The following is a 13,328-nucleotide window of genomic DNA, read 5'->3' as shown; positions in this document are numbered from 1 at the left end:
ACCATCCGCGCACCCGCCTGGGTCACCGGTGTTCGTTCACGCCCTCGGCGATGAGGGAAACGCCGATGCCCAGCAGCCAAATGTCCTTGGCCAGCGCGATCCCCTGTTCGGTGGGACGCAGGCTGCCTTCCTGCCGCATGCCCGGCGTACGGAGGTAGAGCCCGAGGGTGCCGACGGTGAACGTGGTCAGCGCCACCCCGGCGACAGCGGCAGGAACGAGCGGTACGAGCAGCGTGGCGGCTATGGCGAGCTCCCCGGCGGAGAGCACGCGGACGAACTGCTGTGCGTCCTGCTCGCCGAGGAACGGGTAGGTTCCGGCGGCGAACTGATGGAGCCGCTCGGCCGTGGCCTCGTCCGCGCCGCGTTTCGAGAGTCCGGAATTCAGGAAGAACGCGCCGGCCGTGAGCCTGAGCGGAAGCTGCCGCGCCGCCGAACGCCATGCCCCACAGGAAACCATGCCGAGCCTCCCAGCGATGACCCCACGTACCACCCTGCCACCCCTGCGAAGCGTGTCAAACGGGGATCGGTCAGAGCGGGTGGAGCTGCCGGTCCGCCGCGACGTCGTCTCCGGCCCCGCCTATCGGCAAGCGGGTTGAACTTGTCCGCCCGCTACCGGCCAACCTCGTGGAATTGCCGCGTCGGCGGGTGTGTGAGCCGGGGGCGGCCCGTGCGGAGGTGTTTGCTGGCGGCGAGCAGGACCTCACCCGCGAGGCCGCCACGCGCCAGGAGGAACCGGAAGCATGAAGTTCGCCCAGATCATCGACTTCGAGACCGAGCGCATCGACGAGGTGCGCAACCTCATGCGCTCCTACGAGGAGCGGGCCCGCTCGGAAGGCCGCGCCGGCGCCCCCGACTCCCGCACCCTGCTCAAGGACCGGGCCAACCCCAACCGCTACCTCGCCGTGGTCGAGTTCGACTCCTACGAGGCCGCCATGGCCAACAGCAAAGCGCCCGAGACCAACGAGCTGGCCCAGCAGCTCTCGACGCTGATGACCAGGCCGCCGGTCTACACCGACTGCGACATCCAGGATCGGCAGAGCATCGGCTGACGTCGGCGGTCGCGCGCCGGCATCCTCCCAGGTCACCGCGATGGGCCCGGCGCCGTACCGATCCCCGAGCGGCCGGGCCGCAGTCCGACCCCGGGCCGACGGTCGGCCCGCCGAGGCCGACCAGTCCAGGGGCGGTACGGCAGGCCCCTCCGACGCCGCCACCGCGCGATCAGTACGCCGTACCGCAGGCATGTCCGCCGGGGCGGCGGGTACGACCCCTCGCGTACGCAAGAGCGCGGAAGCTACCGAGGAACGAGGGGTGTCGGAAGTGATTCGAAAGCTGCAGGCGGTGGCGCTGGACTGTGCCGATCCGGTACGGCTCGCAGAGTTCTACGCGGATCTGCTCGGCGGCCGGGTGGTCGCGGACCCGGAGGGTCCCGACTGGGTCGAGGTGCACGGATTCGAGGGAACGCCGCTGGCCTGCCAGCGGGTGGACGGCTACCGACCGCCCGAATGGCCCGGACAGCAGCACCCGCAGCAGCTCCACCTGGATTTCGACGTGGACGACCTCGACGGGGAGGAGAAGCGGGCGCTCGCCCTCGGCGCGACCGTACTGGAGCGGACGGACCAGCTCCGCCCGGACGCCAACTGGCGGGTTTACGCGGACCCGGCCGGCCATCCTTTCTGCCTCTGCCTTCACTGAGTCCACGGGGCCGCGGCCTGCGGCGCGCACATCGTCCCGCTGCCCGGCGAAGGCGCCCGCTACCCCGCTACATCGGCGCGGACAACCGGATGCAACCCGAAGAGTCTGCGGCGGTGGGCGGTCGCCGTCTCCATGCCGGGGGATCGTGTCCTCGCCCGTTCTTGATCGTTTGACGTTCCGTGTTTGTGACCTCGGGCCGTCGTGGCGATGCCCGTGGGACAGGGCCGATGGGTGGAAGGCCCGAGCAGCCCGAGTTGTGCTGTCGTCGGGAAGGGGGCGCGTGATGGGTGCCGAGGTACTGGAGCGGACGTGGAAGCGGCTCCGCCGCCGGGTGCTGAAGTCTGCGGTGAAGGGGTACGCGGCTCTTTTGCTACGGCAGCCGTTGTACGACGGGCGGGACGTACCTTCACCCTCGGGCCGCTACGGCTCGGGCGCGGGAACGCCGTTGCCGCTCGTGCTCCTGGGGGACTCATCGGCGGTGACCGTCGGGGTGCTGACGGCGGCGGACACCGTCGGAGCCCATCTGGCCCGGCTGCTGGCCGACCGGCTGGAGTGCCCGGTCGACCTCGACGTCCTGGCCCGTGCGGGAGCCACCACAGCGGGGATGGGACGCCAGGTCAGATCGGTCGCCGGACGGGCCGCACCCGGTGTGGCGTTCATTCTGATCGGCGGCAACGACGTGTTGCTGCCCGCGCCCCTGGGCCGGGCGGCGGACCGTCTGGGCCGGTACGTGCGCGAGCTGCGCGGCGCGGGATGGGAGGTCGTGGTCGGTTCGTGCGCGGATATCGGTGCGGCTCCCGCCCTGCGACTGCCGGCGGCCGTCGTGGCCTCGGTCCGATCACGCCGGCTGGCCCGGCTCCAGCGGCCCGCCGCTGTGGCGGCCGGCGGGCGCGTGGTCACCCTCGAGACGGACGCCTTCCGGAGGAACCCCGGCCGGCTGTACTGCGCTGACGCGTTCCATCCTTCCGCCGAGGGTTATCGGCTCTACCTCGGCCTTGCAGCGCCCGCGGTGGCCACCGCGGGCGAGGCGTGCCTGCGTACCAGAGCGTCAGCGCAACGTGCCGCGCTGCCCGTCGTGAAGACCTGCCGGACGGCCGCGCCGGGCACAGCGGGGGTACCGGGCCACACACAACTGCCCCGTCCGGTCCGCCCGCTCCTGCGGTCCGTCCGACGCCGCGCCGCGGCCGGGGCAGCGGATGCGGCCCGGTCGGGGGTATCCGAGCGGGAACAACTGTGACGGTGAAGGGGCGCTCCGCCTGGGCGGCGTGTGCGGTCACCGCGCTGGCGGTATTCCTGTGCGGGCTCGACCACTTGGTGCTCCTCACCGCGCTGACCGCGATCCGCGCCGATCTGGGCCGGGACGCCGACGCCGCGGCGGCCGGCTGGTTCGCCAACGCCTATCTCGTGCCGGTGGCCGTTCTGCCTCTTCCCGTGGCCAGGCTCGCGTCGCGGTTCGGGCAGCTGCGCGTGTTCACCGCCGCGCTGGTGGTGTTCACCGCCGGATCCGCCGCGGCCGCGTCTTCGACGACCGCGGAACTCCTCACGATCGCCCGTGCCGTGCAGGGGGTGGGTGCTGCGGGGGTCCTGCCGCTGAGTCTGACCCTGGTCGCGGCCGCCGTTTCCGCGCGCCGCCGGCCCGTACTACTGGGAGTGTGGGGGGCCTTGGGCGGGCTGGCCGTGGCGGTGGGTCCCCTGGTCGGTGGCGCCGTCGTCCAGTGGGGCGGCTGGCAGTCCGTCTTCTGGATCAACGTGCCCCTGGGGTGTCTGCTGGCCGTCGCAGCGCTGGTCTTTCTGCGCGAGCCGCCGACAGCCGGGGTTCGGGCCGTGGCCAGGCCCCGCCCCTTGGGCGGCCTGCGGGCCGGGTCCGGGCACCGGCACGCATTTCGGGGTGTGCCGGCGGTGCATGCCTGCGGGTTTCTGATGCACGCAGCCGTTTTCGGGACGGTGTTCTGGCTGGCGCAATTCCCGCAAGCCGTTCAGGGCTACAGCCCCTGGGAGGCGGGCCTGCGGATCCTTCCGTGGACGGCGATGCCCCTGTTGGTGGCGCCCCTGGCCGGACTGGCGATGGCCCGTACCGGGACGCGTCCCGTCCTTGCGGCCGGCTTCCTGCTGACCGCGGCAAGTTCGGCCTGGTTCGCGGTGCTGCTCACCCCGCAGACCGCGTACGTGATGCAGCTACCGGGCCTGCTGGCCGGCGGGGTGGGGATGGCACTGTTCTTCACGGCGGCGCCGGAGGCTCTCCTGGTGAACGCGCCCGAGGGGAGCGCCTCGGCGGCGTCGGGCGTCAACAGTTCGGTCCGGGAGCTCGGCGCGCTGGCCGGAGTCGCCGCGTCCGCTGCGCTCTTCACCCGCCAGGGCTCCACCGCCGGGCCCGTCCCGTTCACCCACGGACTGGCCGCCGTCCTGTGGGGCGGTGCGGCGGTCGCCGTACTGGGCTTCCTGACCACGCCCGCGACCGGCCCCGCGATCCGTATCCGAGGCCGTATCCGAGGCCGAGGCCGAGTGCCGTCCGATGCCATGGAGCAGGCCGCACCGACGCTGCCGACGGTGACCTGAACCACCGTGAGTCGAACAGGTCAACGTCGGTCCGGGGGCTGCGGGTCGGGGGCCGGGGCGCCCCGCGCCCACCCCCTCATGCCAGGCGTTCGACGATCGCCAGGAGTGGGGTCGGCCAGGAGCGGGGTCAGTCCGAAAGCATGGGCAGGTCCGCCAGGACCTTCTCGACCACGTCCGCCGCGGCCGTGGCGCCGCCGGCCTCGCTGATCTCCTGGCGCAGCCCGGCCACCGCGGCCGCGATCTGCCGGTCCTCCATGACCGCCCGTACCGTGTCCCGCAGCGCCTGAGCGGTGGCCTGCTCAGGGGGCAGCCAGCGGCCCACGCCCAACTCCTGGACCTGGCCCGCGTTGACCCGCTGCTCGGCCATCTGCGGCACCACGACGACCGGCACGCCCAGCGAGAAGGCCTCCATCAGGCTGCCCATCCCACCATGCGTCACGAACACCGATGCGGCAGCCAGGACATCGAGCTGCGGCACGCTCGCGTGCACCTCGAAACCGTCACCCACCACACCGAGTCCGGCCGCCGCCACCTCGGCACCCACGCTCATCACCACGTGCCACCCCTGGCCCGCGAATGCTTCCACGCAGGAGCGGTAGAACTCCGGGCGCCGGTTGAACTGCGAGCCCAGCGAGACGTACAGCACCGGCAGTCCGCTGTCCGGCTTGCGCCACCGGCCCTGGAAGGACCGGTCGGAGATCGCCGGCCCCACCCAGTGCGCTTCACCCGCCTGCACCGTCTGCGGCCGCCGCTGGAAGGAACGGGGGAAGAACGCGACGGTCCGCGGCGGTGCCAGCGTCAGAGCGTGGACTCCGCCCGGCACGCCGAACTCCTCCAGCGCCCCGGCGAGCTCGGGGAAGCCGGGGATCTGCGCGATGTCCTCGAGGCCGAAGAACTCCCGCACCAGGCCGTCGTACGGGATGTGCGTCGGCGCCAGCTGGACGGCGGGCACCCCCCAGCGGGCCGCGAGCAGCGGTCCTGCCCAGGCGTATACGTCGGACAGCACCACATCCGGCACGTCCGTGCCGAACGCGGCTTCCAGCTGCGGCAGCGCGGCCACGTTGACGACGACCGCCTCGGTCACGCCCACAGCCATGTCCTCGGGAGCCTCACCCGCCGCGGTCGCCTCATACAGAACAGGCTGCGCTCCGACGGCGCGTACATGATCGGCGAACTCCGCGGTCACCGCGTAGCTCACCCGGTGGCCACGGCTCACCAGTTCCCGTACGACCGCCAAGGTCGGAATCACGTGCCCGTGCATCGGCACGTTGAACACGGCCACATGGGGCGCTCGCCCCGTCCCGCCGGCCGGGATATCCAGCATGAGAACCACTCCAGACTTCGTACTTCGCTGCGCGGCACGGTCGCCGCTCAAGATCGATGGACTTGCCGCTAGCCCAACGCCGGTTCCCCGTATGAAGACACCACCGCCCAGGCCTTTTCACCTGCGCAAGACCTGAGATCAGGGGCGGACCGCGAGCCTCACCCGGCGCGGCCGGGAACGCTCAGGTGCGTATCGGCCGCGGAGAACGCCAGGGACGACCCGATGGGACCGACGCCGGTGTAGCGGTGGTCGCCGCTGTCGAGGACGAGTGCCAGCCGGTGTCCCCGAGCGACGTTCCATGCCGTGGCGGGCATCAGTACATCGGCCGTGACGGGCGTGCCCGGTCGCACACCGGTGAAGCTGTACGGGGCATGGCTGATCAGGCGGGCCACACCCGAGGGGCCCACGTCGTAGAGGTAGGCCACGAATGTGCCCCGCGACGCGGTGGAAGTCAGGCGCGTGCGCACGCGGGGAGAGCCGCGCAATGCCCACGGGGCATCCACCGGACCGCTGCGCCAGACCGCCGCGAGCGGCGGGGTGAGCAGAGGGACCGCGGTGGTGGGCGGCAGACCGAGCGAGTCGGCCAATCCGGAGACGGGGAAGGGGCCCGAGTCGGCGGGTGAGTCCAGGCCCGCGAGCACGCGCCTGCTGCCGCCTTCCCCGGCGCCGTCAGCCCGGAGCGCGACCTGCGACGGCGACCGCTCCAGAGCCGACCAGCTCGGGTAGGTCTCCACCCCCTCGGCGTTGCGCGGCCGCACCATCAGCGGTGCAAGACGGTCCGCACCGTTGGGACGGCCCAGGAGGAACCGGTCGAGCCAGCGCTGGGCGTGCCCGCGGATCGCGGCCCGGGGCTTCAACAGCTCGGCTTCACGGGAACTGGAATCCCCGTGGCCGCCCGGACTCATCCACAGCTGCTTGGGACCGGCCAACTGGTCCAAGAACCTGCCCGTGTGCCCGGCCGGTACCAGGGGATCGTTCCACTCCCCGGCCATGAACACCGCCGTGCGGCGCGCGTGGAGCGCCGAGGCGAACGTACGAGGCGACCGCTCCCTCGCCCAAGCCCGCACCTGCGCCGTGTCCCGGCCGCTCCTCAACCGCTCGAAGGCCTGAAGCGTCGCCGGGCTCATCCGGCCGTTGACCGATCCGATCAGCGCCTGGAAGGTGGTGATCGGCCCGGCACGCGTGTCGTTGCGCACGAACGATTCGAACAGATCGGTCCAGGGACACAGCGCCGCGACGGCGACCACCCGCGGATCCTGGGCAGCCGCGTTCAGGCTCACGGCCGCCCCGTAGGAGGACGAGTACAACCCCACCCGCCCCTCGTCCGAAGGCGTGTGGCCCAGCGCCCAGGTGATCACGTCGGAGACGTCCGCCACGTCCGACGGCCCGGCCATGTCGATCTCTCCGCCCGACCGCCGTAGCCCCCGAGGGTCGTAGGAGACCACCACGTAACCCGACTCCGCCAGCTGCTTCTTGTTGTCGAGCAACGCGTCCTGTGGCATGGCCCACCACGCGCCCGGCATCACGATCAACGGATGGTGGCCCGCCACCGACGGAACGTACACGGTGGCGGCGATCCGGGTGCCGTCACGCATCACGATCGTCGTGGCGGCAACCGAAACCGGCCCACCCTCCCGAGCGGCGTGACCCACTCCGTCTCCGCCGGAATCTGCCGCGGCAGGAGTGCCGTGAGCCGCCAGTACCGAAGCCAACAACGCCACGGAGAGCGTCCCTCGCCATGCCCGCGCCTTCCGCACTCCGCTCACGAACTCACCACAGTGCCGACCGCCCTTCCACCAGGCCAACGCGAGCACCCTCGCGATCACGCCCGTCCAACGACCCCCGCCCGGCTCTGTCACGGATCCGCCGCCCAGAGAGGGGGCGGCTCCCGATGGCGCCGGCTCCCACGGCGGCGGTGGTGACGCCCCGCGGGGGCCGGAATCCGGTCCACGAGCCGTCGGGCCGCCGCTGCTGGTGGTACACCAACCCGTCGAGGCCGATCGCGAGGACCTCACGAGGTTCACGCCGGAGCAGACCCCGTAGGCGGTGCGGTCGAGCGCTGCTCCACGGTGTCGGTGAAGAGGCCGGCGCGAGAGCGGGGCGCTGAATCGCCGGCGGCGCTGGTCGCTTCTCTGTGGCCGCAGAGATCGCTTCCTGCGCATCGGCAGTTGTTCTTGAATGGTCGTTCATGTATTTTTTACGCATGCCCAGACCTCGCGAGTTCGAGCCCGACGCCGTCCTGAACGCCGCCATGCTGCGGTTCTGGGAACGCGGGTACCGGGCGACGTCCATCGAGGATCTGGTGAAGGCGACCGGGGTCAAGCCCGGCAGCCTCTACGGTGTCTTTCCGGGCGGTAAGCACGCGCTGTTCCTGAAGTCGCTGGAGCGCTACTCGAAGCTGGTCGTCCCCGAGAAGCTGGGCGAGCTGGAGGCTCCGGGGGCTTCGGTGGCCGAGATCCGAGGCTACTTCGACGGGCTGGTGCGCGACCTGCTCAGCCCCGAGGGCCGGCAGGGCTGCCTGCTCGTCAACACGGCGATCGAGAACGCCGCCGAGGACGGCGAGGCGGCGGCCGTCGTCCGCGGCCACCTGGCCCGGCTGGAGCGCTGCATGACTCACGCGCTGGAGAACGCGGTCCGCAGGGGCCAGGTGCGCGCCTCACTGGACTGCGCCGGCAGCGCCAAGCTGCTGGTCGCCACCTGCCAGGGGCTGATGGTCGTCGGGAAGGCCAATCCCGACGAGACGCTCCTGCGAACGATCGTCGACAACGCCTTCACCGCTCTCGCCTGACGGCGAGGCGCACGCCACACGGGCCACCGTACGCGGTGGCCCTTCTTCCGCACCGATAGTTGAATGACTGCTCAAGAATGGAGTCGGTACATGAAGGCCATCGTCATCTCCGCCCACGGCGGCCCCGAGGTCCTCACCTCCACCGAACTGCCCGACCCCGTACCCGCCGACGGCGAAGTGCTGATCCGGGTCAAGGCGTTCGGCCTCAACCACGCCGAGGCGTACATGCGCAGCGGCGCCTGGGGGAAGGTCGCCGCCGTCCCCGGGATCGAGTGCGCCGGGGTGGTGGAGGCCGACCCGTCCGGTGGACTCCCCGTCGGGACGAGAGTGGTGGCGATCCTCGGCGGCATGGGGAGGACCCGTAACGGAAGCTACGCGGAGCTGGTGACCGTTCCGGCGACCAACGTGGTGGCCGTGCGTTCGCCGCTGGACTGGGCCGATCTGGCGGCGGTTCCCGAGGTGTACACGACCGCCTGGAGCGGCCTGTTCGGGAATCTGGACCTACGGCCGGGCGAGACCGTCGTGGTGAGGGGAGCGACCTCCTCGCTGGGCCAGGCCGCCGTCAACCTGGCGGTCGACCACGGCGCGACCGTGCTCGCCACGACCCGGGACCCGCGGCGGGCGCCGCTGTTGAAGGAGCTCGGGGCCGCCGACGTGCTCATCGACGACGGCGCGCTCGCCGCCCAGGTCTCGCAGCGGGAGATCGGAGTCGACGCGGTGTTCGACGTCGTCGGCAACAACGTCCTGCGTGACTCGCTGGCCCTGGTCCGGCCGCGCGGCTGAGTGTGCCAGCTCGGCTTCCTGGGCGGATTCGAGCCGGTGCGGGACTTCGACCCGATCGCCGATCTCCCCAGCGGGGTCCGGCTCAGCTTCTTCGGCAGCGCCTTCGTCCTGGGCACCCCCGCGTTCCCGCTCACCGACGTGCCGTTGGACGACATCTACGCCAAGGTTCACACCGGCGCCCTGCGGGCCCGTCCCACCCGGGTCTTCCGGTTCGACGAGATCGTCGAGGCCCACCGGAGCATGGAGGCAGGAGAAGCCCTCGGCAAGATGGTCGTCACCCTCGACTGAACCCGAGCCCGCCGCCGGCCTCCTCGGTCCGGAGCGCGGACCGTGCCGCCCCCGGCAGCTCGCGGCCTGGTGACGGCCGTCGTGGTCAGCGCCCTGCTGCCCGGCGTGCTCCGCTCGGCCGCCGGCGGCACCCGGGCGGACGCGGGCCCGGCACCGGGCACCCTGGCCCGCGGGCCCCGGTGGGCGCTGGTACGGCGGCCTTCACGGTGGGGGACAAGTGCTGCGGGTCGATGGTGCGGGTGAGCTCGTACCGCTCGAACTTGCGCCGCGTACGGCCCCGGCACGTCGGCCGGGCAGTGACACGGTGATGACCATGGCGGCCAGGGCCGGCTGGGGGAGGTTGCGGAACAGGCCCGGAGCCGGCACGAGCATGAGGACGATGACTACCGCTCCGACGACCCCGGTGAGTCGGCTCCTGGCCCCCGCGCGCTCCGCCACCGCCGTACGCGACCCGCTCGCACTGACGGGGAAGCCCTGGAAGAGGTCGGCCGACTGGCGTGGCCGCGCCGACGCCCGCCATCTCCTGGTTGCCGCGGACCTGCTGCCCCGTACGGGCTGGAAGCCCCATGCTGCGAACCCCCAGCAGCGGCGCGAGGTCGGCGAACCGTACCTCGGGGATCGTGAACGGCGGGAAGCCCCCGGGCAGCACCCGGACCAGGCCGACGCCGGGTGCCCTCAGGCCGAAGCCGGTGGCCGCGGCGATCGCCAGGACCACCATCACACCATCACGAGCACCGCGGGGACTTCGGGCAGGAAACGCTGGAGGAACAGGATGGCGACGGTCCCGGCGCCGTCCACCGCGGCGGCGGCCGGCACCACCACCCCATCTGCGATCAGGCGGCCCTCGGCCGGCGGGCCGCGGACTCGTCCAGCTCCCGTACGAGCAGCAGCGCGAGGGGCGGCCAGCAGCGTCTCAAATCTCGTGTCGGAATCTCGCGGCCGATGTCGGACCGAAGTCGGACCGAAGTCGGATCCGACCTGGCGTTGAGAGGTGCAGGCCGCGCTCGTACCTCGTTCACGTTGAAACGCCGACGCCTGGAGGCCGAGCGGCCCCGCCGGGAACAGCCGGTCCGGTCGGCGTGGTTGCATCGACCGAGGGACCGGCGCCGCACGGCGGGGAACACGGAGACCACGAGGTCGTCCGCCCCACCAGGATCCGGGCCCCAAGGTCGCGGTACGCCCGCCGCGCACTCGGACCAAGAAGTATTTCTGCAGGAGGACTGTTTTCATGACTGACCGGCCCTTGACGCTCATGGCAGTACACGCCCACCCCGACGACGAGGCCACCGGAACCGGAGGTGTCCTCGCGCGGTACGCGGCGGAAGGCATCCGCACGGTTCTCGTGACGTGTACCGATGGCCGTTGCGGTGACGGACCGGGGGGTTCCAAGCCGGGCGACCCCGGGCACGATCCGGCGACCGTCGCCTTGATGCGCCGTCAAGAACTCGAAGCGAGCTGTGCCGTCCTGAAGGTCAGCGATCTGGAGGTGCTGGACTATGCCGACTCCGGGATGATGGGCTGGCCGAGCAACGACGCCCCCGGATCCTTCTGGCAGACCCCCGTGGAGGAAGGCGCCGCCCGACTTGCGGAACTCATGCGGCACTACCGGCCCGATGTGGTCGTCACCTACGACGAGAACGGCTTCTACGGCCACCCCGACCACATCCAGGCCCACCGCATCACGATGGCGGCGCTGGAGATGACCGCGCTGACACCGAAGGTGTACTGGACGACGATGCCCCGCTCGATGATGCAGCGGTTCGGGGAGATCATGCGCGAGTTTCATGAGGACATGCCGGAGCCGGATCCTGCCGAGGCCGCCGCGATGGCCGAGATCGGCCTCCCCGACGATGAGATCACCACGTGGGTGGACAGCACCGCATTCAGCGGTCAGAAGTTCGATGCGCTGGCCGCGCACGCCAGTCAGGGCGAGAACATCTTCTTCCTCAGGATGGGCAAGGAGAGGTTCGGCGAGTTGATGGGCATGGAGACCTTCGTACGTGTCCAGGACGCCACCGGCGCGGCCGTACCCGAGAACGATCTCTTCGCCGGACTGCGCTGATCCGCCCGTAGGACGGCGGTTTTGGGCGGCGCGGACTCGGAAGAGCCGTTGATGCCGCCACTGGAGGCGATCGAACTGGACGCCTTCCGCCGGCGGCACGAAAGGACACGTGCTGGTACGGGCTGCTCCTCGGTGGAGAGGCGGGAGGCTACAGGGATTTGAGAGGCGCCGAGGTCTTGGCCGGGGTCCGGATGTTCACGGGTTTCGGCAGCGGGAGGAGTGCGTTCCGCTTGGGATGTGGACCGCACGTCCGTCCGGCTGCGAGGAGCATGGATTTCGGGGGTTGAAGTTGCCGCTGCGGCAGCTCCTACCGTCGTGACCAGGGCCGGAGAGACCGGCCCGGCGACACACACGTGCAGGAGTCGTGATGGACTGGCCGATCTCAGAGGTGGCCCGGATCTCGGGCGTCACCGCCCGGACACTGCGCCACTACGACGAGACCGGCCTGCTGCCGCCGGCCCGGATCGGCGCCAACGGCCACCGCTACTACGAGGAGCGCCAGCTTCTGCTGCCGAAGCAGATCCTCGTACTGCGGGCGCTGGGCGTCGGGCTGCCGGCTGGCCGAACTCATGGCCGCAGGCCACCCGGCCGACGCAGACCCCGTGCAGGCCGAGATCGACGCCCAGTACCGGGCGCTGACCCAGCTGCACAGCGTCTCCGCCGAGCAGTTCCGGGCCGTCGGGCGCTCCTGCGTGGACAACGACGCCTGGCGCACCGCCTACGAGGCGATCGCCCCGGGTCTGGCCGCGTACGCACGAGGGTTCCGCCGGCGGTGACCCGGAACGGGTCCGGCCGACCGGTGTGGCGGTCCCGCGCGTTCACAGCTCGCCGAGCACCGAACCGTACTCGAGCTCGGTGCGGGAACGCTTCTGCAGCCCGCGCTGCATGAGGGCGGCCACCCGGGCGGCGCTCTCCGGGTCACGTGCCAGTATCTGGAACTGGGCCGCGTCGACCTGGACATCCTCCTTGGGCGGGAGACTGGCTGCGTTGATCCGGCGTTTGGCCAACCGCACGGCCGCCTCCGGGAATCCGGCGATACGTTCGGCGAGGTGCTCGACGTAGGGGATCAATTCTTCGTCCGACAGGGCCTTGTTGACCAGGCCGATGCGTTCGGCCTCTCGCGCGTCGAGGTCCTCGGACCCCAGGACCACCTGCATGGCCTGACCGCGGCCGGCGAGCCGCACGAGCTGCTGCACCGCACCCGCGCCGGGAAAGACGCCCGTTCCCACCTCCGGCTGGCCGATCACCGCATGCTCGGCAGACGCGAACCGCATGTCGCACGCGTACAGCAACTCCGCGCCGGCGCCGCGCGCCCGGCCTTCGAGGACCGCGATCGTCACGGGGCGCGCCTCGCTGAGTCTGCGAAACAGTGTGCCGAGGCTGCTGTCGTCGGGCCCGCCGGACGTCGCCGCCATCGCCGTGTACTCGGCGATTCGCTCGAGGTCGACATGCGGGATGAAGAAGTCGGGATCCCCGCTGCGGAAGACGACGACCCGCACGCTGCCGTGTGTGTCGGTGTCGTCGAGCAATGAGATCAGGTCGGCTACGAACCGTTCGTCGATCAGGTTGACGGGGGGATTGTCGATCGTGGCCCAGAGGACCCCGTCACGCGGTTCCGCTCGGATTGTCGAGTAGTTCCAAGGCATGGTCCACGGGCTCCTCTGTCCACGGCTCCCCAAGACCGTCAGCCGGGCGTCAACCGCCTTGCCGGCTCATCGCTGCAAGGTGGATCCGAGTGATGGAACAGGCTGCAGAGCCTCCTGTCCCCCTCCCCATCGTCTCTCGCATGCCGAGGCCCGCCACCTGGGCCGGCCCGATCCGCGCTCGGACCGGCA

The 13,328-nt window shown here is 71.2% G+C and carries 13 protein-coding genes and 1 pseudogene; 9 read left to right on the top strand and 5 right to left on the bottom strand.

The genetic code is table 11. From position 1 onward, the window contains the following. Window positions 1-22 precede the first annotated feature (22 nt). Window positions 23-457: a hypothetical protein gene (locus tag ACIQU4_RS18940; RefSeq protein WP_403731649.1), complete on the bottom strand. Its 435-nt coding sequence runs from the start codon at window positions 455-457 to the stop codon at window positions 23-25. A 283-nt stretch (window positions 458-740) separates the two neighbouring features. On the opposite strand from ACIQU4_RS18940, the gene ACIQU4_RS18935 reads away from it, so the two are divergent. The 4 genes from ACIQU4_RS18935 to ACIQU4_RS18920 all read left to right on the top strand — a co-directional run bounded on the left by ACIQU4_RS18935 (window position 741) and on the right by ACIQU4_RS18920 (window position 4,248). Beyond that, window positions 741-1,049: a putative quinol monooxygenase gene (locus ACIQU4_RS18935; RefSeq protein ID WP_403731645.1), complete on the top strand. Its 309-nt coding sequence runs from the start codon at window positions 741-743 to the stop codon at window positions 1,047-1,049. A 268-nt stretch (window positions 1,050-1,317) separates the two neighbouring features. After that, the gene (locus tag ACIQU4_RS18930; RefSeq protein WP_403731642.1) at window positions 1,318-1,692 is read left to right on the top strand and encodes a VOC family protein; all 375 of its coding nucleotides are present in this window, start codon (window positions 1,318-1,320) and stop codon (window positions 1,690-1,692) included. Window positions 1,693-1,975: 283 nt separating this feature from the next. Continuing rightward, window positions 1,976-2,929, top strand: a complete 954-nt coding sequence (locus tag ACIQU4_RS18925; RefSeq protein ID WP_403731640.1) for an SGNH/GDSL hydrolase family protein — start codon at window positions 1,976-1,978, stop codon at window positions 2,927-2,929. Then, window positions 2,926-4,248 carry an MFS transporter gene (locus tag ACIQU4_RS18920; protein WP_403731637.1) on the top strand — a complete coding sequence of 441 codons (1,323 nt, stop codon included), beginning with the start codon at window positions 2,926-2,928 and terminating at the stop codon, window positions 4,246-4,248. The genes ACIQU4_RS18925 and ACIQU4_RS18920 overlap by 4 nt, the downstream gene beginning before the upstream one ends. A gap of 127 nt (window positions 4,249-4,375) precedes the next feature. On the opposite strand, the gene ACIQU4_RS18915 is transcribed toward ACIQU4_RS18920, so the two are convergent. Both ACIQU4_RS18915 and ACIQU4_RS18910 read right to left on the bottom strand, forming a co-directional pair. After that, window positions 4,376-5,572 (bottom strand): macrolide family glycosyltransferase, encoded by a 1,197-nt coding sequence (locus tag ACIQU4_RS18915; RefSeq protein ID WP_403731635.1) that lies wholly within the window; start codon window positions 5,570-5,572, stop codon window positions 4,376-4,378. Window positions 5,573-5,730: 158 nt separating this feature from the next. Next, window positions 5,731-7,167 carry a CocE/NonD family hydrolase gene (locus ACIQU4_RS18910; RefSeq protein WP_403731632.1) on the bottom strand — a complete coding sequence of 479 codons (1,437 nt, stop codon included), beginning with the start codon at window positions 7,165-7,167 and terminating at the stop codon, window positions 5,731-5,733. A 608-nt stretch (window positions 7,168-7,775) separates the two neighbouring features. Between ACIQU4_RS18910 and ACIQU4_RS18905 the strand changes: the two genes are divergently transcribed. The 3 genes from ACIQU4_RS18905 (at window position 7,776) to ACIQU4_RS18895 (ending at window position 9,431) form a co-directional block, all read left to right on the top strand. Beyond that, window positions 7,776-8,360, top strand: a complete 585-nt coding sequence (locus tag ACIQU4_RS18905; protein WP_403731629.1) for a TetR/AcrR family transcriptional regulator — start codon at window positions 7,776-7,778, stop codon at window positions 8,358-8,360. A 90-nt stretch (window positions 8,361-8,450) separates the two neighbouring features. Continuing rightward, window positions 8,451-9,143 carry an alcohol dehydrogenase catalytic domain-containing protein gene (locus ACIQU4_RS18900; RefSeq protein ID WP_403731626.1) on the top strand — a complete coding sequence of 231 codons (693 nt, stop codon included), beginning with the start codon at window positions 8,451-8,453 and terminating at the stop codon, window positions 9,141-9,143. Next, complete coding sequence (locus tag ACIQU4_RS18895; RefSeq protein WP_403731623.1) at window positions 9,144-9,431, top strand: zinc-binding dehydrogenase; 288 nt, start codon at window positions 9,144-9,146, stop codon at window positions 9,429-9,431. It begins immediately after the preceding gene. Between the two features lie 201 nt (window positions 9,432-9,632). Here the strand turns inward: ACIQU4_RS18895 and ACIQU4_RS18890 are convergent, their stop codons facing one another. Beyond that, window positions 9,633-9,869, bottom strand: coding sequence for a SulP family inorganic anion transporter (locus ACIQU4_RS18890; RefSeq protein WP_403731620.1), 237 nt, complete (start codon window positions 9,867-9,869; stop codon window positions 9,633-9,635). A gap of 790 nt (window positions 9,870-10,659) precedes the next feature. Between ACIQU4_RS18890 and ACIQU4_RS18885 the strand changes: the two genes are divergently transcribed. Both ACIQU4_RS18885 and ACIQU4_RS18880 read left to right on the top strand, forming a co-directional pair. Further along, the gene (locus ACIQU4_RS18885) at window positions 10,660-11,493 is read left to right on the top strand and encodes a PIG-L family deacetylase (RefSeq protein ID WP_403731618.1); all 834 of its coding nucleotides are present in this window, start codon (window positions 10,660-10,662) and stop codon (window positions 11,491-11,493) included. Window positions 11,494-11,860: 367 nt separating this feature from the next. Further along, window positions 11,861-12,269: pseudogene (locus tag ACIQU4_RS18880) on the top strand (MerR family transcriptional regulator). Window positions 12,270-12,311: 42 nt separating this feature from the next. Here ACIQU4_RS18880 and ACIQU4_RS18875 read toward each other — a convergent pair. Further along, window positions 12,312-13,139, bottom strand: coding sequence for an enoyl-CoA hydratase/isomerase family protein (locus ACIQU4_RS18875; RefSeq protein ID WP_403731614.1), 828 nt, complete (start codon window positions 13,137-13,139; stop codon window positions 12,312-12,314). Window positions 13,140-13,328: the final 189 nt, after the last annotated feature.

Origin of the sequence: Streptomyces sp. NPDC090741, from assembly GCF_044769045.1 — a bacterium.
Lineage (GTDB): Bacteria > Actinomycetota > Actinomycetes > Streptomycetales > Streptomycetaceae > Streptomyces.
This window is presented reverse-complemented; position numbering and strand designations above follow the sequence as displayed.